Genomic DNA, 21,852 nt, shown 5'->3' with positions numbered 1-21,852 from the left:
CCACCTCCCTATGATTTTAGTGACTAAATTTAAAATCTCCAGGAAGGTGTTTTCTTATCTCATTTTAGAGTTGTAAATTTACACTATAAACCCTTTAATAAACATCCATACTAAATATTTCTTAATCATATCTTTAACTTAATTGAGCATCTAGGATAGCAAATGCCCGCACAGGTGAACCATCGGCAGCCTTAGTCTTTAATGGCATGATGCTTAAGATAAATATTTCTTGGCTGATTAAATCCAAGTTTGCAAGATTCTCAATAATTAAAATGTTCTTCTCTGAAAATAGTTTGTGAATTGGAAAGTCCTCTGTATCCATACTATCAATAGAAATGGCATCTATACCGATTCCTTTCAGGTTAAATCCTGACAGCCAACCGGCTGCTTCTTTGCTTAAGGCAGGAAAACCGGAATAGTAATTTGGTTGTCCCCAAAAACGGCTCCATCCTGTTTTTAGAACAAGAAAATCCGCCTGGTTTATAGTTTCTGCATATGACTGCAAGGCTTCCAGGTCAATTAGGCTGAGCTTTGATTTAGAAACATCGACAATAACAGCCGTTCCAATGTATTTATCAATCTCCAAATCATCCAGGCAGAGGGCTTTCTCGATCATATGGGCAGGAGCATCAATATGAGTACCTGTATGGGAATACATTGTGATTTTCGCCTCTCGAAAGCCATCCTTTTCTATGGTGTTTGCTTTTTGAAAAACCGGCTGTTCCGTTCCCGGAAACACAGGCATATCTGAAGAAATGACGTGGGAGAGATCAACAACCTGCATAGTACCCTCCTATATTCAAACATCTAGGACTACTATACCCTCACCGGCCTTTAATGTAAAGAATGGAGTATTGGCTTGAAACTAGCGATTCTTAAACACAGGCTTTCGCTTCTCAGCAAAAGCAGCACACCCTTCTTTAAAATCTTCGGAAGACCAAGTTAAGACCTGGTACAAGGCCTCCAGCTCCGTCTGCTGATAATAATTATTTTTTCCCGCCTCACGCATTAGTTTTTTGTCCAGCTCTACCGTCATTAATGGCTGCAACGCTAATTTTTCAGCCCAGCGTATAGCTTCAGACAAGCATTCCTCATGGGGTACAACTTTATTGAATAATCCTAGTTTTTCCGCCTCCTCTGCATCAAGGATTTTGCCAAACCACAGCAACTCCAGAGCTTTGTGATATCCTACCTTTTGAAAAAGAAAGTGTGAGGCTCCGCTATCCGGGCAAAAAGCTAACTGCATAAATGTGAAGCCCATCCGCGCTCTTTCGGAAGCTATTATCAGATCACAGGCCAAACAAGCCGCAACGGAAGCTCCAGCCACCACTCCGTTGAGTGCAGCTATGACGGGCTTTTTCAGTTCATAAATTGCTGTGACAAGCTCACCGGAACCATCATAGGTTTCTTTGGCACTGATAGGGTCTTTCATAGAAGCTAAACTTGTAATATCCCCTCCGCTGGACCAGCCTTTCCCCGCACCCGTGATAACCAGCACCTTAACTTGGTCATTCTCAGCTGCTTCCTTACAGGCTGCTTTTACATCTAGACAAAGCTGATCATTGACAGAATTCATGGTTTCAGGCCTGTTAAATGTCAGCACTGCTACTCCCGTAGCCATGATGTCCAAATTAACCGTTTTTAAATTCATCAGTTCTTCCACCTTTCTTGTCCCTTATCAGTAATATCATGAAGACCGCACTTAAATTAGTCAGAATATGAATGAGTATTCATATTCTGACTAATTTAAATTCGCCGAATTTTTTCTAATTCCTTTATTTTATTGAGTTAAACTTTACTATTTAAATTTTTCACCCACGAACATAAAACCACGCAGAACATTTACGACATGTATTGTTGTTCTGCGTGGAGATTATTATTGATCATCCGTTGCTTTGCCATCTCCGAAGACGGGGATGGCATCTCCCAGATATGTTGGTTTGGGTTTAATGATTTTTGCCCATAAGAAGTCTTTGTTCCGAGCGGCGATTTCTCTAAGTTGATACATGCCCATCACCTGTCCGTAATCACGCTTATCAGAAGCAACTCCATAAGCCTCCAAGCCTAAAGCTCTTGCCACGAAAACCGCTCGCTTCAAGTGATACTCCTGAGTGACTATGATGACTTTCCGGACTTTGAAAATATCCCTTGCTCTGTACATGCTTTCATAGGTACTGAAACCCGCATGGTCCATGAACACATCTTTACCGGGAACCCCTTTAGCCTTTAAAAAGTTCTTCATTGAATTAACTTCATCATAGTCTTTCCTGCCATGATCTCCGCTAACTAATAATTTAGGCGCCTTTTCCTGTTCATACAGTTCATATCCCACTGTAAGGCGGTCATTAAGCATCGTGGACACTGTTCCACTGGGAAAGACATAAGCTCCTAATACCAGAATTGCATCCACCATGGGAGCCTCCGCAGAACTTACGATATATTTTTTTCCCACAGATTCAACTTTATAATTAATGATCAAAGCATAAGTACTTATGATAAACAGAACAGAAATCATGCCTATCACTATTTGTTTTAATCGCTTTTTCAATAACATTCGACTTTCCTCCCCAATGCTCTCTTTATCATTTTTTAACTTTAGGAATTTCCATATTAGAGTTTTCACCAACCCCCTGTTTGTTCTAGGCGATCCCTACAGGGGGAAGATCCTTGCCTAAGGCTTGTCCCAGAATCTTACCCGCGTAAAATTCGGAATCGATTCCGAATTTGGGACAAGCCTTTGCCTCCATAAGTAGGGTTCAATTTTATTATATATGAAACAAACCGCAGACTAAAATATGAACCGCTCCCTGTCAAGTAGACAGATGAAAAAATAAAACCTATTCGCTGGGCCCCATCAATAACGGGGTCCAGTTTTTTATGCAGCGTTTTCGAGCAACTGACGGTAAGTCATTGGTGACATTTTGTTCAGCTTCTTTTGCCGGCGCTCGTAGTTGTAGAAGTATATGTAGCTCTCAATGGCCGCTGCTAGGCTGTCATAATCCTTGAAGTTACCAAGGTAGTACATTTCGCATTTGAGAATACCCCAGAAACCTTCCATGGGGCCGTTATCGATGCAGCGACCGACACGCGACATGCTTTGTATCATTCCGGCCTTGTCCAATCTGGTCTTGAATTGCTTATTTGTATAATCGACTAAAGAAAAGGGATTGCTCCCTTTCCCTCGTCTAAGAACCGTACGTGAGAGTTTCCCGCTCATACGGCTCAGGCATTTCTTCACCATTTCTGGCGGCAATCAGTGATTTTAATTTCATCCTTCTTTTCACAAAATATGCTTCGTGTATGAAGGGGTTTTTAGAAATCTGTAATTTAGAGTGTCGGATGATGGCTATCCTTCTTAGGTTTATAAGGCTGTATTCATCCGATAAGAACAACCATCTCTTCCCATTCTTTTCATGCCAATACTTGTTCATTCTCCACCATTTGCTTTTGTTGGGGTGTCGGTGTTTTGCCCAACATTGTAGTAGAAGATATAGTGTGTTGTTGACATAGGAAAAGGCTTGACTTGCTACAACATGTCTGTGATAGTTAGACCATCCTCTAATCACTTGATTTAATCTTCGGATTAATTTGGATTGACGGTGTGCCTTTCCTTCTTTCAGAATAATAGTAGCACATTTCCTTATCATGGTTTTTATTGAAGTCTTTGATGGCTTGACAATCAATTTTCCCTTGTACTTTCGAAATGTCCAACCAAGAAAGTCGAAGCCGTCATCTATATGCGTAATCATTGTTTTTTCTTCGGATAAAGTTAACCCTCGAATTTTAAGAAATTGACTGACAACGTCTTTGATTTCTTCCGCTATTTCTTTTGTATTTGCGGTTATGATGAAGTCATCAGCATATCTCACTAGATTTACTTTGGTTTTTGCACGGTAGTGATTTTCTATTTTGCCCTTTGAATTTCGGTGGTATTTATCCTGAATTAATTGTTCAAGACCATCCAGGGTCATATTTGCATAAAGACTTGATATAGCCCCGCCTTGTGGTGAACCGACGATCGTAGGAAATAGGTTACCCTCATAAATGAATCCCGATTTTAAAAATTGGTTCATTATTCTTTTGTCCATCGGTATATTCTCTTGTAACCAATCATGATTAATGTTATCAAAACAGCCCTTTATGTCTCCTTCTAAGATCCATGTAGGAGAACATTTTCTTGCCAGTACACAAAATATCTGTTCACAGGCATCTTTAGCACTTCTTCCTTTACGAAAACCAAAGGAGATGTCGTCTCCTGTAGTTTCGGCTACTGGTTCGAGTGCTAGTGCATACAGTGTCTGCATGGCCCTGTCGTACATGGTGGGGATTCCCAACGGTCGTTTCTTGTTTTTGCCTTTCTTTTCAATGTAAACTCGCCTAAGAGGTTTTGTCCTGTAGTGTTTATCCGTAAGTGCTAACACAGCTTTCATTTTTGAAGCCGAAGTTGACCATAACTTCTTGTCTACACCAGAGGTGTTTTTCCCTTTATTCGAGGTTACTTTCTTTACTGCAAAGGCTTTTGCATTGAATGAATGGGTTAGTAAGTATTGCAATCGTTTAACTTTGTTCTTGTCACCCTTCACTGTCGCCTTGGCAATTCTGGTTTGTAGCCTATTGACATCCTTTTGCACCTGTATCCAGTCAATGGATTCCCACTGGTCGGCTAGTGCTTTGTAGTCTTTTAGCCTCTCGGTTTTATCCGTCGTTGAGTTACTAAAATTCATAAGTTTACCGTCCATTCCTGCCAAGAAATACCACAGGATAAGTCAGCACCCTTTCAGGTTAGGGCAAAGTTCGAGCCCCTATCTTCTTTCATTACAAAAGTAGCCTTCGCTTTTTATCCTTTTCTTCTGCCCTCTATGCCGTTTCGCTCCCTTGCGGTTAGATACCTCATTATAGTGAGGAGCATATAGGGTTTACCAAGTTCCGCCTGATACATAATTGTGAAAGCCTTAGGAGCCACCTTTGAACCGGGAGTTCTTTATCCATTCGCATTGGTTTGCCAGTTCTCCGTTGCTTGACTCCTTACCATTTTGGTCGAAGCGTTTCAGCCTATTTCGCTTCCTCCAGCGTAACGATTCCTACAGTGATTCACTTTACGTTCTCCATAGCTTTCTTACTCTAGCAGTTGTCCCAGTTTTAGGCTACTCGGATTTCCACATTGTCTTGTGAGCTTTCTAACCCAGACGTTACCATCCACGCTAGTCACAATAGAGTTACCCCGAATGGATGGAGTAGCCTTTCGGCAATATATCAAGCGACTTCTTGTCGCACTTGAAAACCGCGGTCGCTGTGAAACATCGGATGGGCACCCGGGTATTTGGAAACTGCCAAATCAAAAGTATCAAATACGAGCTGGTTATTATTGCTGCGGCCCATAGCGAAAGAGACAACACCTTTGTCTTTGAGGTCTAGAATTGCGCTCAAATACAGCTTTGCATTATCTCCATACTTGAATTCTGTGACGTCGGTCAACCACTTCTCATTAAGCTTTTCAGCCGTGAAATCACGGCTGAGAATGTTTTCGGCTGTAACTTCCGGCGTAGAACGTTGGTACTGCGGACGCTTCCTACGGATGACTGCTTTTATGCCCACCAGTTGGGTCAGACGATATATTCTCTTGTAGTTGTAGCTGGTCTCGTATCGGGCGTTCAGCTCATCTGTTAGTCGCCTGTATCCATATATTCCGTGGAATTCCGCATAGAGATAACCAAGCTTGTGCAGCAAAGCTTCGTTTTCATACTCACGGATGCTCTTGCTGCGGTGGAGCCATTTGTAATAGGATGACCTGTTCAGGTCTAATATTCTGCAAATATTCTCAACTGGGTATGCTTCTTTTTCATGCAGTTCCTTTATAGCCAGGTAAATACTTTCTTGACGGACGCCACTTAGCCCCGCCTCCCTTCGATTTCTTGTGCTTTTTTTAATACTGCAATCTCCATTTCTTTTTGGTAGTTCTCGGCTCTGAGCATCCTATTTTCTGCGCGAAGGCGCTCCATTTCGTTCATTTCTTCCAACGACTTGCTTTTCCCGCGCTTGTCGACGAGTCCCTCTACGCCTTTTACCTCATACTTGCGTACCCAGCTATATATCTGCTGATAGGAAACTCCATACTTCTCGATTACTGCACCATAGTCCTTACCTTGAGCAATACAGTAGCTGACAATTTCAATCCGCTCGTCTAACGTGGTCAATCGTCCTTTGGTCATATAGATATCTCTCCCTCGCCCTCCGGTGGTCCGAAGATCTTTATGACCATTATATAACTTTATCCAATCCTGGAGCTGCACTTTATTACGGATGCTATACCTCTTACATATCTCCACTTGACTTCCTTCGCCTCGGAGATACGCTTCTATTGCTGCTGTTTTTAGTTCGACACTGTATCTGCTGTTCGTATGTCCAATTGCCAGCCCAGCTGGTCCCATGGCTTCATAATTTGCTATCCATTGCTGTAAGCTAGATTTATGTACTCCGTATTCCCTCGCTATGCTTTCCTGGCTTCCTTCTCCACGCTTGTATTTCTCTACCGCTCCCAATTTCTTTTCATAACTGGTTCCTCTTCTTCCCATGAAAAACTCCCCTTTGCGTAGCCCTGAATTTTTGTTATTTCAGGTGTCTACTCAAAGGGGAGTTTTTCAATATGTCGGCGGTTTGTTTTATATATAATATTAACCTAATAACATGCGGTCATTGTCCAACTCGGCGCCGCTGCGTTTTTCAAACTGTTCAATCAAACGGTCGACAGTCATTTCTTTACGTTCTTCACCCTGAAGATCCATCATGATTTTTCCTTCATGCATCATAATGGTTCGCGTTCCATATTCCAAAGAGGCTTTCATGTTATGGGTAATCATCAGAGTGCAAAGTTTTTCTTCTGCAACGATTTTACGAGTCAGACTTAATACCTTTCGGGCAATAGTCGGATCAAGAGCTGCCGTATGTTCATCCAAAAGCAGGAGCTTCGGCTTTATGATTGTAGCCATGAGAAGAGTCAGCGCCTGGCGCTGTCCTCCCGAAAGAAGCCCTACCTTCTGTTTAATCCGATTTTCCAGACCAAGATCCAAGAGTTTAAGACGTTCTTTAAATTGAGCAAGGTCCTTTTTCGTAACCCCAGGCTGCAATCCCGCAGGTTTTCCTTTCGCAAAAGCAATAGCCAAATTCTCTTCGATAGTCATATCATGGGCAGTACCTCTTAAAGGGTCTTGAAATACTCTGCCAATATATCTGGAACGTTTATACTCAGGTTCAAAGGTAACATCCGCTGAGTCCAGAAGAACCCTGCCCTCATCAATTCCATAGACACCGGAGATACAGTTCATAAGGGTAGATTTTCCCGCCCCATTGCCGCCGATAATCGTCACAAATTCGCCTTCCTGAAGGGATAAGCTAATATTATTTAAGGCGAGCTTCTCATTTATGCTGCCTTTTCCAAAGATTTTACTTAAAGATTCTACTCTAAGCACTGGTTATTTGCTCCTTTCATGTGATCTCACTGAAATCTTCCGTTTCACAACTGAAAGGCGCTTCTTGAAAATAGGCATTGACATAGCTAGGGCAACAATCACCGCTGATACAAGTTTCAAGTCCGTAGGAGGCATGCCTATTTCCAGGGCAAAAGCGATGATTAAACGGTAAAGAATTGAGCCTAGAATAACCGCTATAAGTCTTCTTAAAAGAGAACTTATTCCGAATACAACTTCACCGATAATCACAGAAGCTAAGCCAATCACAACCATCCCAATTCCCATACCAATATCAACAAAGGATTGTGACTGAGCAATCAGAGCACCCGCAACGGCAACTAAACCATTAGACAGGGCCAATCCCACAAGGATAATTAAATCCGTATTGACCCCCAGCGCCCTGACCATATGATCATTGTCCCCAGTTGCCCTCAAGGCAAAGCCAAGCCTCGTTTTCAGAAAGAGAAAGAGCAAAAACAGGATCAAGACCAGCAATGCTAATGAAAACACCAGCTTGTAATAATCTCCGAACATTCCTTCAAAAAGGGAAAAAACAGTGGTTTTATTAATTAAAGGAATATTAGCCCTGCCGCTCATAACCTTGAGGTTCAAAGAATACAAAGCCAACATGGTTAGGATTCCGGCTAATAGCGGTTGAATCTTCAGTTTGGTATGCAGCAAGGCCGTAATACTCCCTGCTCCACAACCCGCAATAAAAGCGATTCCTAACCCCAGAAATGGTTGCCCTTTAAGAGTCAAGACCGCAGACACTGCCGCACCAAGGACAAAACTACCGTCCACACTTAGATCCGGCATATTAAGGGTTCTAAAGGAAACAAAAACCCCCAGCGCCATTATTGCATAGATTATTCCCAATTCGACGGAACCCTGTAACACCATGACACTCATCAACTTAACCCCTTGTTCTCTTAATTTTCAAATACCTGAGCAGCTTCTTTCATTACATCATCGGGTATGGTAATCCCAATGGCATTAGCAGTGGTTTTGTTAAGATAAATATCCATGTCCTTCATGGTCTTCACCGGCATATCCCCAGGCTTTTTACCTTTCAAAATCTCTGCAGCCATTGCTCCGGTTTCTTTTCCCAATACTTGATAATTGATTCCGTAAGTCGCTAAACCTCCGTCTTTAACCATAGAATCAGCTCCGACATAAATTGGTTTCTTGGCTTTATTGGTTATTTGAGTGACGACTGGCATAGCTGAAGCTACTGTATTATCAATGGGGGAGAAGAGCACATCCGCTTTGTCAACCAGAGAAGTTACTGCCTGCTGAACTTCCGATGAATTTGTTACAGTTGCATCAACAACGTTTATATTGTTTTTCTTGGCATATTCTTTAAGCTCATTAATTACAGCTACCGAATTAGTTTCACTTGAGTTATATAATGCCCCAATTGTTTTAAAATCAGGAGTGATGCGTTTAGCAAGCTCCATTATTTTTTCGGCAGAAACGGCATCCGAAGTACCTGTGACATTACCGCCGGGCTTTTCCATATCCGTAACCAATCCGGATCCGAGAGGGTCTGTACATGCTGAAAACAAAATGGGAATATCTTTCGTTTCGCTTACCACAGCCTGAGCCGAGGGAGTAGCGATAGCTATAATAAGATCATATTTATTGCTGACAAATTTTTGAGCTATCGTTTTTAAGTTCGTTTGATCACCTTGCGCATTTTGATAATCAATCGTAATTTGTTCACCGTCTTTATACCCTTGGGCTTGCAATTCTTCAATTAAGGACTCTCTAATAGTATTAAGTGAAGGATGTTCAACGATTTGGACGATTCCTATTTTCTTCGGTCCGTCAGTACTGCCTGTGTTTTCAGTTTTACTGGGGGCACAAGCTGTTAGAGAAAACACGAGAGCTAAGGTCATAAAGGTTGAGATCAATACCGCCAATGGTTTTTTCATAGAAGATTCCTCCCCATTCAAATTTAATATTTTTTGAGGGTTTCCTTCTCTGCACATCTCATCAGTTCGCGGTTCTGAGTGAGACGAAGAATGGACAACAAAATAAACGCCTATCCTAAAATAAGGACAGACGTTAATCTGCGGTACCACCTTAGTTGATGCATAAACACGCATCCTCTCCTGCAGAGTGCCAACACACCCTTAGCCCGATAACGCCGGCTTTACGTTGGTAGCTACTAAAGCCAAAGCCTGTTCGCTCCACCCTCTGGGGCCCATTTATCCGCTCCATCGCCTGCCGGGCTTCCACCATACCCGGCTCTCTTTAAGGTTGGTCCTGCGGTTTTACTTCCCCTTCAACAGTTTATATAATCATAGCACTCCATCCTTTGGATTTCAAGAGCAACTTATGGCACGGTTTTGTTTATACAGAGTTAGGAAATTGAGAAAATTGTCATAAATTGTCTTATTGTATATTATATTCAAGGAGGAAAACCTGGCTATTCTTGTCGAATAGTACCCCTAGTATTCGGAGGTTTTAGAGGTTTTTATTTGATCCTTGAGATGACATCCCTGATTAATCTCGCAGTTATTCCCCAAATCGTTTCCCCGGCAACCCTGTAAACATAGATCTTGTTTACGCTATTCCCCCAGGGTTTAGTATATCTTTCCGGCAAACCCAGTTCTTTAGCAGGAAAAAGCACAACTTCTTCACCAGCTTCATTAATATACGAGGGTTGCGCGGAAATACAAACTTGATAGATTTCCGGCTCTGTTTCCTCAAAGTATGAGACCGGGACGGAAAAAATCCTTTCAACCTCAGATGGATTAATATTTAACTCTTCCAGATTTTTAATGTTTAGTATACCCAAAAATGCGTCAACTGTAGTACCCATATTTGAGATAACTGTATCAAGAACGCCGACAATACATATCTTATCATAGGGTACACCTAACTCTTCTGAAGTTTCTCTAAGGGCCGTTTCCTTAAAATCAGAGTCTTTATCCGGATCAAATTTTCCTCCTGGAAAGCAAATTTCACCGGCTTGCCTTATGGTTGCGGACCTTTTTTGAAAAACAAAGTGGTACTCTTCATCCATGAGCATCAGAAGAACTAAAACCGCAGAATTAAAATACTCTTCCTTGCCATTAATTCCCGGTATTGCAGGCATATTATCCACTAACTCTTGTAGCTTAACTTTATCCATTTCTCTACTCCACTAATCCTTTCGAGACCTTTTTTCTTACTAAATCCACTATGCTATATTTCTCTTTCAATTTTAAAAAACCCTTCTGCTTTCCATAATACATGGTAGAGGAATTAACGGTTTTAGTGTACAATTTAGTTGCTTTACAATACAATGAATTACATAACTGACATCTAGATTAAGCAAGGGAGTAATATTATGAATGAGATTGCTCAAGACTTGAATCAAAAAATACAACAGGAAAATCCTTATGTTTTCGACTTATTGTCGTCATTGGGAAAAGAGCTGTATTATCCCAAGGGAATCTTAACTCAAACTGCCGAGGCTAAGCAGAAAGCCTACCGATTTAATGCCACAATCGGTATTGCAACTGAGAAAGATCGTCCGATGTTCTTGCCAATAATGCAAGAAACATTAGCTAACTATGATCCTAAGGATTTATATCCTTATGCTCCCCCCGCAGGAAAAGCTGAGCTGCGACAACTCTGGCGAGAAAAAATGGTCATGGAAAATCCTTCATTAAAGAATAAATCCTTTAGTTATCCTATCGTTACTAATGCCTTAACCCACGGTTTGAGTATCATTGCTGATTTATTTATTGACGAAAACGACCCCTTTGTTTTACCTGACAAATTATGGGGTAATTATAACTTTATCTTTGGCATACGAAGAGGTGCTAAGAACATCACCTTTCCATTCTATACGAAAGAAGGAACCTTTAATACAGAAGGCATGAAAAACGCCTTACTTTCCAAAAAAGACCATGGTAAAGCAATAATTCTACTTAACTTTCCGAATAACCCAACAGGGTATACTCCCACTGAGCAAGAAGCAACAGCCATCGTTGAAGCTTTAAAGGAAGTTGCCGAACAAGGTATGAATTTAGTCGTAGTCAGCGATGATGCCTACTTCGGATTGTTCTACGATAATACCCTCAAGGAATCTCTTTTTGGACGAATTACTGGCGTCCATCCACGAATACTAGCCATTAAAGTCGATGGAGCTACGAAAGAGGACTACATGTGGGGCTTTAGAGTAGGTTTTATTACCTTCGGATCTGATTTTCCGGCAGTCCTAGATGGCCTGGAAAAAAAGACTTTGGGTATTCTAAGGGGAACAATTTCTAGTGCCTCTCACCCTGCGCAAACATTTGTATTGAATACAATTCGTTCGACAGAATTCCAAACCCAGAAACAACAAAAATATGATGTATTGAAAAAACGGGCTTCTGAGGTCAAAAAGATACTTGATCAAGGGGAATATAACGATGCTTGGGACTATTATCCGTTTAATTCTGGGTATTTCATGTGTCTAAAACTCAAAGGAGTCAATGCCGAAGCTTTGCGCACTCACCTCCTTGAGTACTATGGTGTTGGGATAATTTCGCTTGATGAAAGTGATATTCGAGTAGCCTTTTCCTGTGTCGAGGAAGAAGAGCTTAAAAGCCTCTTTGACCTTATTTATCAAGGATTTAAAGATATAGCAGGACAAAACTCTTAGGGTCAAGCATAATCCGTATAATTAGCCTCATAAGGCATTTAGAAACTGTGCTTTAAGAAAAACAGCCGTAAATTCAAATCAAATAATAGAAAGCAACCCTATAGCGCAGACATAAAAAGTCTGACCCTATAGGGTCCTTTGTTGCATTGGTTACATAGAAGACTACACTATAACCTTGCATCTGTGGATGCCACTAAGGTTATGTATTAAACTTCCGTATAACAGTTTGTAACTCAAATGCCATTGTCGACAAATCTTGTGATGCTGAGGAAATTTGCTCCATAGAAGCTGTTTGCTCTTGAACTCCTGCGGATACAGTTTGAGCCTGGTCGGCCGTTTGTGTACTTATTTGATCAACTTCCTGGATCGAAGTCACTATTTGCTGAGTACCAATGGCAATCTGCTGTATGGTCGCCGAAATCTGTTGCATTTGAGTCGATACACTTTCAACCAAATTTGCAATTCCATTAAATGATTTACTAGCTTCTGTGACTACCTCGATCCCAATTTTAACATCTTTAGTACCATCTTTCATAGCCGAAACTGCTGTTCCAATATCTGTTTGGTTTTGATTTATTAAAACAGAAATTTGTTTTGTGGCTTCGCTTGATTGTTCAGCTAGTTTTCGGACTTCATCGGCAACTACCGCGAACCCTCTACCTTGTTCGCCAGCTCGTGCCGCTTCTATTGCTGCGTTTAAAGCTAACAGATTAGTTTGTTCAGCAATACTGGTAATAACCCCCAGAATTTCTCCGATTTTATCTGAACTTATGGATAGCTCAATTATTGAATTTTGTACACGATCAGTACCTGAATTAATACTATTCATCTGTTGTACTACGCGTTCCAAAGCTTTTTGACCCGCCTTAGTAGTTTCTATAGTCCTAATCATCGCGTTAGTGACCTCTTCCGTACTGGCTGCGACTTCTTCCGTACTACCTGAAATGTCCTCTGTGATTAGAAAGGTTTTATTGATAGCAATCGATTGGGTTTCTGTTCCCAATGCTACTTGCTCAACAGTGGAAGCTATTTGTGTAGAAACTAAAGCGTTTTGCTCTGCTATGAAGGTTAACTCTTTGGATGAAGAGGCTACTTGCTCTGAAGACTCACTAATCTGATGAACAATACTTTCAAAATTGTCCATCATAAGGTTAAACGCTTCTCCTAATTCTGAAACATCGCTATTTTTAATAACTCTCATGCGCTGAGAAAGATCTCCTTGCGCCACTTGAATGATGTTTTTTTCCAAATAATAGATTGGTTTTGTAAATTGATAATAGTTCTTCAAGACGGCAAGAATCCCTATTAGTATCCCTGATACAACAAAACACGCTACCATAACAGAAGACTTTTTCCAATCAAGTTGCAGAATTAAAGCAATGATAATTCCCATGACAATATCCATCGGGAGAACTAGAGCTAATGTTTTAACCATATACTTACCTAAACCAATATCTTTTGTTTCTTGACTATTTATAATATTAAACCCTCCTCCACAGAGCATCAAAAGATCTTTTAAGAAAATATAAAAATAGCTTAATGATTTGCTGATAATTTCGATGTTTAACGCTCCGTGTAATCTTTTAGATTTAAAAATTAACAACCCAACATCCTCTTAAGGATTTTTATGGAGGAATATGGATTGTTTTTTGCCTCCCTTCTATTGCTTTTTGCAAATTATTATATATCAAATATTCTAAACAATATATATTCTTTTCATTTTTAAGACTATTTTCTTTATTGATTCTTTAGAAGAGAACACTTCAAAGACTTTTCCTCGATAACGAATTACCTTGCGCCCTCCCAATAGGGCTAAGACATTATAGAACAAATCTAAAGATTCACACTTCCTTAATTTTGAATCGACAGTATTTCCTATAATTTTCAGGAAACCAGCATGCATATTGTATAATATGTCACTAGAAAGGAAAATCCTAATAATTTTAAGGAGGCTTAGTATGACAGCCCGACGAAAATACCTTTTCATTTTTTTGCTTCTAATAATGATGTCTTCTTTACCTAGTGTTGCCTCTGCCAAAACTGATGAATATGGTTATAATGCTGAAGCACGGACGTTTAAAGGGACTTTAGTTAATTGGGAAGCCTTCATGCAGGGGTTACCTCCAACTACTTTTGATTGGAAAGCAACGGATGTTATTTTTATCCAGAGAAAATGGGACAAGCTCTTCGACCCCATGATTCAGGGAATTCCACCCTCAGGTGCCGGAGCATGGCAGAAAGCTGCTCTATGGGAATATTTATCCGGCGACAAACTGGGCTGGACATGGCACCAAGCTTTAGAGGTTGTTTATTCGCCTGACGAACCAATCCCCGGCGCAGTTGAACTTAAACCAGAAGAAATTGGATTTACGGGTTTTTATTTAGTGGTTCAAAAAGAGTGGTTGGTAGATCCAAATGGAGAACAGACTGAGATTCCAGATGTTAACATTAAAAAAAGCATCATAAAAAGGGCACTCAAAGGGCAAGGCTGGAAGCATTAGCTTCCAGCCTTGTTTCTCTACTCACATTAAGCTTCGTTTTTCCTTCTTCTCCTTTAGCACTTTAACAATTTTTCCAACTTCAAGCCTGTTTTATGACCATTAAGATTCTGCTTTTCTAGACCATCATCCTTAATTCTCTTAATACAATCTGCAAGAGTTTCTTGTTTTATATAGTCCTCATATAATTTGACGGCCTCAGCTATTTCCTCATCTCCGTCAAAGTATATATTAATTCTATCCATCATCTCATAGCCGTTATTTTTCCTCATTTGCTGTACTTTGGAGATATACTCCCTGGCATATCCTTCATCAATTAGTTCCTTGGTAAGAGTTGTATCGAGTATTACGAATAAATTATTCTCCACGGTCATTGTAAAGCCTTCTTTGGCCGAAATTGTGGTGATTACATAGTCCTTAACTAAGTTTACAAGTTCACCCTCCACCTCAACTGAAATTGTTTCTCCCGCTTCTAATCTGGGCACAACGGAAGAAGCGTCAAGGGCCGCCAGAACTTTCCCTAAAGATTTTACTTTAGGTCCAAAGATTGAGCCGGCTACTTTAAAATTAGGCTTTAAGCTAAAGTTCATATATTGGTTCAAATCCTTGGCAAAAACAACCTTCTTGACATTTAGCTCCTCCTGGATTAATGGAAGCATGTAATCTATCAGTTTTTCATATTTGCCGTCAATCAATATCTGCTGGACCGGTTGTCTTACCTTAATTTTGACCTGTTCTCTTGCCGCCCGGCCTAAACCGACTAAATTTCTCACCAAATCCATTCTAAACTCTAATTCATCATCAATCAGCGCTGAATTGGCCACAGGGTATTCTGCTAGATGAACGGATTGTTCATTAGTCAAGCTTCGATAGAGTTCTTCGGAAATATAGGGGGCAAATGGAGCCACTAGTTTAGATAGTCCCACAAGAATTTCATAAGTTGTATTGTTGACAGCTTTCTTGTCATCTGTAAGCTCTGCCTCCCAGAAACGTCTGCGCGAACGTCTAATATACCAGTTGGAAAGATCCTCATTGACAAACTCTTGAATCTTTCTCACCGCTTTGGTCAGATCAAAGGCACTCAGATCTGATTCAACCCCTTTGAGAAGGCTGTTGTACTTTGATACTATCCATTGATCTAGCTCTGGTCTATCTTGGTGGGCAATATAGAAATCGCGGGGGTCAAGCTTATCGGTCGTGGCGTACAAGGAAAAGAAAGCATACACGTTTCTCAGTGTACTGAAAAATTTACTCTGTACTTCTTTAAGCCCTTCGATATCAAATCTAGTTGGAGTCCAAGCTGGAGAAACATGGAGAAGATACCATCTTAAAGCATCCGCTCCATATTGATCAAACAGCTCAAACGGATTTACTGTATTTCCTTTGGACTTAGACATTTTATGTCCGTCCTTATCTAGGATCAAGTCGTTGACCAATACTCTCTTATAGGGAGCTACTCCCTTAATAAAGGTCGAGATAACGAGTAGAGAATAGAACCATCCTCTCGTCTGATCAATACCTTCACAGATGAAATCGGCGGGAAAAAGTTGATCAAAGTTCTCGCTATTTTCAAATGGATAATGATGTTGGGCAAAAGGCATGGAGCCGCTGTCAAACCAGCAGTCAATGACATCCGTCACTCTAGTCATTGCTGCTCCGCATTTTGTACATTTAATGTGAATATCATCCACATAGGGCCGATGTAATTCGATCGTCGTTTCATCCAGCTTTTCCACAGCATTATCTACCAGTTCTTTCCTCGAGCCTATGGATGTTGTATGTCCGCAGTCACATCTCCAGATATTCAGCGGCGTTCCCCAGTATCGGCTTCTGGACAAAGCCCAGTCATTGGCATTCTCCAACCAGTTGCCGAATCTTTTTTCACCGACATAATCTGGATACCACTCAACACGATTATTGTTTTCCACTAATTTGTCTTTGAATTTTGTCACTTCAATGTACCAGCTGGGTTTTGCATAATAAAGGAGTGGGGTCTGACATCTCCAACAATGTGGATAATTATGCTCCATTTTTTCCTTTTTAAACAGTTTTCCTTCCCCGTGCAGCCACTTGATGATCTCCAAATCTGCATCCATAACAAAGTTTCCTGCCCAGGGCGTGGTCACAAATTTCCCAGTTTCATTGACGGGCTGAAGCACCGGTAAATTATACCTGCGCCCGGTATTATAATCATCTTCACCAAAGGCTGGAGCGGTATGAACAATTCCTGTTCCATCCTCAGTCGTTACATAATCCCCTGCCGTTACAAAAAAGGCCTTCTTATCCGCTTTTACAAAAGGCATCAGTTGCTCATATTCTACATACTCAAGGTCTTTCCCCTTGATTTCTTCTATAACCTCAAACTCTTCTCCCAACACTTTATGGGACAATGTCTTGGATACATAATAGATCTCACCATTTTGTCTAACTTTCAGGTATACTTCTTGAGGATTCACGGTCAGTGCCACGTTGGACGGTAGTGTCCAGGGCGTTGTCGTCCAGACCAGAAAGTACTCTTCGGCATCCTTACGTTTGAACTTAACAACGACTGTGTTACTCTTTATGACCTTATAGCCCTGGGCTACTTCATGGGAAGCTAATCCCGTTCCGCAACGTGAGCAATAGGGCAGAATTTTATGTCCTTCATAGATCAAACCTGCTTTAAAAAACTGATTTAGAATCCACCACACACTTTCAATATAATCATTATTTAGCGTGACATAGGGATGATCTAAATCAATCGAATATCCCATTCGCTTGGTCATTTCTCTCCATTGCTTCTCATAGCTGAACACCGATTCGCGACATTTTTGATTGAAATCTGCAATTCCATAGGCTTCAATTTCCTGCTTGTTGGAAAGTTTAAGCTGCTTCTCCACTTCTATTTCCACAGGAAGACCATGAGTATCCCAGCCAGCTTTACGCTTGACTTGATAGCCCTGCATCGTCTTGTATCGGCAAACTGAATCCTTTAACGTTCTTGCTATAACGTGGTGTATCCCTGGTTTGCCATTGGCCGTAGGAGGTCCTTCATAGAACACAAAGGGTGTTTTACCTTCCCTAATTTGGATGCTTTTATTCAGTATCTCGTGTTCGTCCCAATAATTTGCTATTTCGCTTTCCCTTTTTGCTACCGGCAGATCCGAGAGAGGTTTGAATCTAGACATAATCATCTTCCTTTCGTATTTGAGTTAATCATGTTGAGTAAATAACATCAAAAGTCCCTAAGTCAATGACTTAGGGACGGATTATCCGCGGTACCACCCTTTTTATTAATAGAGTCGAGTAAACACCCATTAATCGCTTAAAACATGTAACGTATGCCTACGGAGCAGCTTAGATTACTTCAGCCACCCAACTCCAAGGTGATCTTCACAAAAAACCTTCGTCATAATCTTTCACCCAAGGATTATGTCTCTATAAACCAAGTTCTTTGTTACTGTCCTCTTCATCGTCGTTATTTCTATTTTAACCAATGTCCAAATGATTAAACCTAATATCACTTTATCATATACCAACCTCATGAACATTGTCAAGAGCATTCATCTTCCATCTATCGTCTTCACTGTTTCTCAAAAACCTTATTATAGACTACTACATCTTCAACAGATTCCGATAAAACAAAACAGATAACTCCTGTTGATTTAAGGAATCATCTGTTAATAACACTTTTGACCGTCACTAAGGGTTCTAATCTCCAGTTTATTTTTGCTACCTATCTAATCTTTATTTTCTCCTTTTAGAGAGTTCCCTGCTAACCTCTTCAACTCCAACCCCGCGTTCTTCTAACATTACAAGGACATGGTAGAACAAATCTGAAACTTCACACCTAATCTCTTCGGAATCAGCATTCTTAGCAGCAATAATCACTTCCGCACTTTCTTCTCCAACCTTTTTGAGGATCTTGTCAATCCCTTTTTCAAACAAATAGGTTGTATAGGCCCCTTCAGGTCTTTCCAGGTTCCTAGAGCGGATCACGCCAGCCAAAAGTTCTAGAGTTCTACCTAAAGTTGGCTCGGATCTTACTTCTGGCTCTCCTATCCCCTTGAATCCTTGGTTTGTCAGATCATAGTGAAAACACGAAAAGTAATTTTCATGGCAAGCCATACCGATCTGCTTGACAGTCAGAAGTAAAGCATCCTGATCACAATCAAACTTCATGTCAACAATCTCTTGGAAATGACCAGAGGTTTCCCCTTTTAGCCACAGGGATTGTCTGCTTCGGCTATAATAACAAGCCTTCCCTTCAAGTAGAGTCCTCCGTAAGGACTCTTCGTTCATATAAGCAAGCATTAAAACTTCCTTAGTCTCCGCATCCTGGACAATTGCAGGAACAAGCCCGTGAGCGTCCCAGCGGATCTTCGATAAGTCTAAGGCTTGAATTTGATTTGCATCCATTAGTATCTCTACCTTTCTTTCTATACCATCATCTATCTACATCTAAATCGTGGTTAGTAGTTCGTGAAAACGACCAAATGACAAGACAGTGCATATGGAGTGTGCTGTGTCACACAAGTCCCCGTACTAAGATTCCCCGTTCTGCCAAATACCGTTTAGCTTCTTTGATGCTGTATTCTTTGTAATGAAAGATAGATGCAGCTAAAACAGCATCTGCTTCCCCTAAGGTCAGTCCTTCCGCTAAATGTTCCAAAGTACCCACCCCGCCGCTGGCTATAACCGGCAGGGACACTGCCCGGCTTACTGCCCGGGTTAGTTCTAATTCATAGCCGATTTTGGTCCCATCCCGGTCCATAGAGGTCAAGAGGATTTCTCCCGCCCCCAGGGCTTCTGCCTCTGCGGCCCACTCTAATACATCTTTGCCTGTGGGAGTTCGTCCGCCATGAATATAGACTTCCCATTGGCCGGGACCCTTTTTCCGCGCATCAATGGCCACAACAATACATTGACTGCCGAAGGCATAAGCTCCTTCTTGTATGAGCCTGGGAGTTTTTACAGCAGAGGTGTTTAAGGCAATTTTATCTGCTCCGGCCCTGAGCATTCGGCGAATATCCTCAATAGTCCGCAGCCCTCCCCCAATGGTAAAGGGAATAAACACCTGCTCTGCAGTACGGCGTACCACATCCACCATAGTTTCACGGTTATCCGAGGAGGCAGTAATGTCCAAAAAAATCAGCTCATCGGCACCCTCCTGATCATAAAGGGCCGCCAGTTCCACAGGGTCCCCTGCATCCCGCAGCTGAACAAAATTCGTCCCTTTAACAACTCGTCCGTCATGGACGTCTAAACAGGGAATGATTCGCTTACTTAACATCTCATCCCCTCCTCACTTTTCCGCTGGCTGCCTCTAAAGCTTCTTGCAAAGTAAAAGCCCCGCTGTAGAGTGCCTTTCCGGTAATAGCCCCCTCAATGGCAGCCCCCTTCAGCACCTCGGCCTGCACATCGCGCAGATCCGCCAAAGTAGAGATCCCGCCTGAAGCAATGACAGACAGTCCGGTCTCCGCTGCCATTTGAACCGTACTCTCAATATTCGGTCCCTGAAGCATTCCATCCCGTGCAATATCGGTAAAAACCACACTCTGGATGCCCACTGCTTTCATGGCTTTTCCCAAATCCACGGCCCGCATTTCTGTCCTTTCCGCCCATCCTTGCACGGCTACCAAGCCATCCTTTGCATCAATTCCCACCATAACCTGTCTTCCGTAGCGACGGGCTGCCTCAGCCACCAGTTCCGGATTTTTAACAGCAACCGTCCCCAGAATAACCCTATCAACTCCCAACTCCAAGAGTTCGCTGATCCGGTCCATGGTGCGGATTCCGCCGCCTACCTGGATTTTTAGAGAAACTCCTTTGACAATTTGCCGTATGGTTTCATCATTCACCGGTTTTCCGGAAAAAGCGCCGTTTAAATCAACAATATGTAAATACTCGGCACCTTGCTGCTCAAAATCCCGGGCAATATCTGCCGGATTATCCCCATAAATCGTTGATTCCTCCATACGTCCCTGGATAAGGCGCACGGCTTTTCCCTCTTTTAAATCAATAGCCGGAAAGAGTTTCACCTTCACTCACCCACTTTCCGAAATTCGTCAGTAATTGAAGCCCCCAAGGGCTTGATTTTTCCGGATGAAATTGTGCACCCCAAACATTCTTCTTGCCCACAACAGCAGGAAACTCGATCCCATAATCACTGGCTGCGATAATATCCCGGCTCTCCGCCGGTACTGCATAGTAAGAATGGACAAAATAGAAATAGGATTGATCGGGAATTCCTTCCAATAAAGGGGAAGATTGTTTAATCCAAAGACTATTCCAGCCCATATGCGGCACTTTTTTTCCCGGCGGAAATTTAACCACCCTCCCGGCCAAAAGTCCCAATCCGACGTGCTCCCCATGTTCTTCTCCAACCTCAAAAAGAACCTGCATACCCAGGCAAATTCCTAAAAACGGTTTACCTGAGGCTGCAAAGCGGAGAAGAGGTTTGATCCATTCCCCTTCTTTCAAGGCCTGCATGGCATCGGCGAAAGCCCCTACTCCCGGGAGAATCAGGCCGTTAACCTCCTCCAGTTCCTGGGGAGTTCCCATAATCCTTGCTTCGTGACCCACTTTTTCTAAAGCTTTTTCCACACTTCTTAAGTTTCCTCGTCCATAATCCACAATTCCAATCATTTATAAGACTCCTTTGGTGGATAGAATGCCCTCATAGCGGGGATTGCAGCGCAAAGCGAGGCCGAGGGCCCGGCCTACTCCTTTAAAGACCGCTTCCAGGATATGATGCCGGTTCTTGCCGGATAAGGTTCGAATATGCAGGGTTAGACCGCTCTGAACTGCCAAGGCTCTGAAAAACTCCTCCGCCATTTCCACAGGAAACTCACCCACCATTCCCTCCGGGCAATCCACATCCCAAACCAAATAGGCACGATTAGAGAGATCCAAAGCTACTTGAACCAAGGCTTCATCCATAGGCAGCAGGGCCTCCCCCAGCCGTTCAATTCCTGCTTTATCACCGCAAGCTTCCCTCAGAGCCTGCCCCAGCACAATTCCACAATCCTCTATGGTATGATGAGGGTCTACTTCCAGATCTCCCGCAGCTTCCACTCTGAGATCCAGGTAAGCAAAGCGGGCAAAGGCCGTCAGCATATGATCAAAGAAACCTATTCCCGTCTTAACTTGAGCCTCTCCCTTGCCGTCTAAGCTGAGACTCACAAGGATATCGGTTTCTTTCGTTTTCCGTTTAATAGATGCTTCTCTCATGACTTTCTCCTCACTTCCTTTTTACAGGGACTGAATC

General features: G+C 42.0%; 19 protein-coding genes, 1 pseudogene and 2 other annotated features. Of the genes and pseudogenes, 2 read left to right on the top strand and 18 right to left on the bottom strand.

Annotated features, from left to right (window positions below; translation table 11 throughout):
* Window positions 1-133 precede the first annotated feature (133 nt).
* The 11 genes and pseudogenes from DESOR_RS03705 to DESOR_RS03655 form a co-directional block, all read right to left on the bottom strand.
* Complete coding sequence (locus tag DESOR_RS03705) at window positions 134-784, bottom strand: cyclase family protein (RefSeq protein ID WP_014183266.1); 651 nt, start codon at window positions 782-784, stop codon at window positions 134-136.
* 81 nt (window positions 785-865) lie between these two features.
* Window positions 866-1,651 (bottom strand): enoyl-CoA hydratase/isomerase family protein, encoded by a 786-nt coding sequence (locus DESOR_RS03700; protein WP_014183265.1) that lies wholly within the window; start codon window positions 1,649-1,651, stop codon window positions 866-868.
* 225 nt (window positions 1,652-1,876) lie between these two features.
* Window positions 1,877-2,515, bottom strand: coding sequence for a SanA/YdcF family protein (locus DESOR_RS03695; protein ID WP_427854236.1), 639 nt, complete (start codon window positions 2,513-2,515; stop codon window positions 1,877-1,879).
* A gap of 360 nt (window positions 2,516-2,875) precedes the next feature.
* Window positions 2,876-3,148 (bottom strand): annotated as a pseudogene (locus tag DESOR_RS29235) (transposase); the annotation flags it as partial.
* A gap of 37 nt (window positions 3,149-3,185) precedes the next feature.
* The gene (gene ltrA, locus DESOR_RS03685; RefSeq protein WP_242832514.1) at window positions 3,186-4,739 is read right to left on the bottom strand and encodes a group II intron reverse transcriptase/maturase; all 1,554 of its coding nucleotides are present in this window, start codon (window positions 4,737-4,739) and stop codon (window positions 3,186-3,188) included.
* Between the two features lie 514 nt (window positions 4,740-5,253).
* A complete protein-coding gene (locus tag DESOR_RS03680; RefSeq protein WP_148265223.1) occupies window positions 5,254-5,928 on the bottom strand; it encodes an IS3 family transposase in 675 nt (224 codons plus the stop codon).
* A complete protein-coding gene (locus DESOR_RS03675) occupies window positions 5,889-6,572 on the bottom strand; it encodes a helix-turn-helix domain-containing protein (RefSeq protein ID WP_014183263.1) in 684 nt (227 codons plus the stop codon). Before DESOR_RS03675 ends, DESOR_RS03680 begins: the two co-directional genes overlap by 40 nt.
* A 99-nt stretch (window positions 6,573-6,671) precedes the next feature.
* Complete coding sequence (locus tag DESOR_RS03670; protein WP_014183262.1) at window positions 6,672-7,466, bottom strand: ABC transporter ATP-binding protein; 795 nt, start codon at window positions 7,464-7,466, stop codon at window positions 6,672-6,674.
* 3 nt (window positions 7,467-7,469) lie between these two features.
* Window positions 7,470-8,375, bottom strand: a complete 906-nt coding sequence (locus tag DESOR_RS03665; protein ID WP_014183261.1) for an ABC transporter permease — start codon at window positions 8,373-8,375, stop codon at window positions 7,470-7,472.
* Between the two features lie 20 nt (window positions 8,376-8,395).
* The gene (locus tag DESOR_RS03660; protein ID WP_014183260.1) at window positions 8,396-9,400 is read right to left on the bottom strand and encodes an ABC transporter substrate-binding protein; all 1,005 of its coding nucleotides are present in this window, start codon (window positions 9,398-9,400) and stop codon (window positions 8,396-8,398) included.
* A gap of 119 nt (window positions 9,401-9,519) precedes the next feature.
* Window positions 9,520-9,766, bottom strand: a binding site (T-box leader).
* Window positions 9,767-9,945: 179 nt separating this feature from the next.
* A complete protein-coding gene (locus tag DESOR_RS03655) occupies window positions 9,946-10,605 on the bottom strand; it encodes an NUDIX hydrolase (protein WP_014183259.1) in 660 nt (219 codons plus the stop codon).
* Window positions 10,606-10,803: 198 nt separating this feature from the next.
* Here DESOR_RS03655 and DESOR_RS03650 point away from each other — a divergent pair, with 198 nt between their 5' ends.
* On the top strand, window positions 10,804-12,105 hold the full coding sequence (locus DESOR_RS03650; RefSeq protein WP_014183258.1) for an aminotransferase class I/II-fold pyridoxal phosphate-dependent enzyme: 1,302 nt from the start codon (window positions 10,804-10,806) through the stop codon (window positions 12,103-12,105).
* Between the two features lie 199 nt (window positions 12,106-12,304).
* Here the strand turns inward: DESOR_RS03650 and DESOR_RS03645 are convergent, their stop codons facing one another.
* Window positions 12,305-13,708 (bottom strand): methyl-accepting chemotaxis protein, encoded by a 1,404-nt coding sequence (locus DESOR_RS03645; RefSeq protein ID WP_014183257.1) that lies wholly within the window; start codon window positions 13,706-13,708, stop codon window positions 12,305-12,307.
* 355 nt (window positions 13,709-14,063) lie between these two features.
* Here DESOR_RS03645 and DESOR_RS03635 point away from each other — a divergent pair, with 355 nt between their 5' ends.
* The gene (locus DESOR_RS03635) at window positions 14,064-14,606 is read left to right on the top strand and encodes a hypothetical protein (RefSeq protein ID WP_014183256.1); all 543 of its coding nucleotides are present in this window, start codon (window positions 14,064-14,066) and stop codon (window positions 14,604-14,606) included.
* A 53-nt stretch (window positions 14,607-14,659) separates the two neighbouring features.
* Here the strand turns inward: DESOR_RS03635 and ileS are convergent, their stop codons facing one another.
* The 6 genes from ileS to hisB form a co-directional block, all read right to left on the bottom strand.
* Window positions 14,660-17,770 (bottom strand): isoleucine--tRNA ligase, encoded by a 3,111-nt coding sequence (gene ileS, locus DESOR_RS03630; RefSeq protein ID WP_014183255.1) that lies wholly within the window; start codon window positions 17,768-17,770, stop codon window positions 14,660-14,662.
* Window positions 17,771-17,839: 69 nt separating this feature from the next.
* Window positions 17,840-18,064 (bottom strand) — a binding site (T-box leader).
* A 265-nt stretch (window positions 18,065-18,329) separates the two neighbouring features.
* Window positions 18,330-19,001, bottom strand: coding sequence for a bifunctional phosphoribosyl-AMP cyclohydrolase/phosphoribosyl-ATP diphosphatase HisIE (hisIE, locus tag DESOR_RS03625; protein ID WP_014183254.1), 672 nt, complete (start codon window positions 18,999-19,001; stop codon window positions 18,330-18,332).
* 109 nt (window positions 19,002-19,110) lie between these two features.
* On the bottom strand, window positions 19,111-19,875 hold the full coding sequence (gene hisF / locus DESOR_RS03620; RefSeq protein WP_014183253.1) for an imidazole glycerol phosphate synthase subunit HisF: 765 nt from the start codon (window positions 19,873-19,875) through the stop codon (window positions 19,111-19,113).
* 1 nt (window position 19,876) lies between these two features.
* Window positions 19,877-20,623, bottom strand: a complete 747-nt coding sequence (gene hisA / locus DESOR_RS03615) for a 1-(5-phosphoribosyl)-5-[(5-phosphoribosylamino)methylideneamino]imidazole-4-carboxamide isomerase (RefSeq protein ID WP_014183252.1) — start codon at window positions 20,621-20,623, stop codon at window positions 19,877-19,879.
* Complete coding sequence (gene hisH / locus DESOR_RS03610; RefSeq protein ID WP_014183251.1) at window positions 20,601-21,230, bottom strand: imidazole glycerol phosphate synthase subunit HisH; 630 nt, start codon at window positions 21,228-21,230, stop codon at window positions 20,601-20,603. Before hisH ends, hisA begins: the two co-directional genes overlap by 23 nt.
* A complete protein-coding gene (gene hisB / locus DESOR_RS03605; protein ID WP_014183250.1) occupies window positions 21,231-21,815 on the bottom strand; it encodes an imidazoleglycerol-phosphate dehydratase HisB in 585 nt (194 codons plus the stop codon).
* Between the last annotated feature and the right edge of the window lie 37 nt (window positions 21,816-21,852).

It is taken from the genome of Desulfosporosinus orientis DSM 765 (assembly GCF_000235605.1).
GTDB lineage: Bacteria > Bacillota > Desulfitobacteriia > Desulfitobacteriales > Desulfitobacteriaceae > Desulfosporosinus > Desulfosporosinus orientis.
The sequence above is the reverse complement of the archived record's forward strand: the minus strand, read 5'-3'. Positions and strand labels throughout refer to the sequence as shown.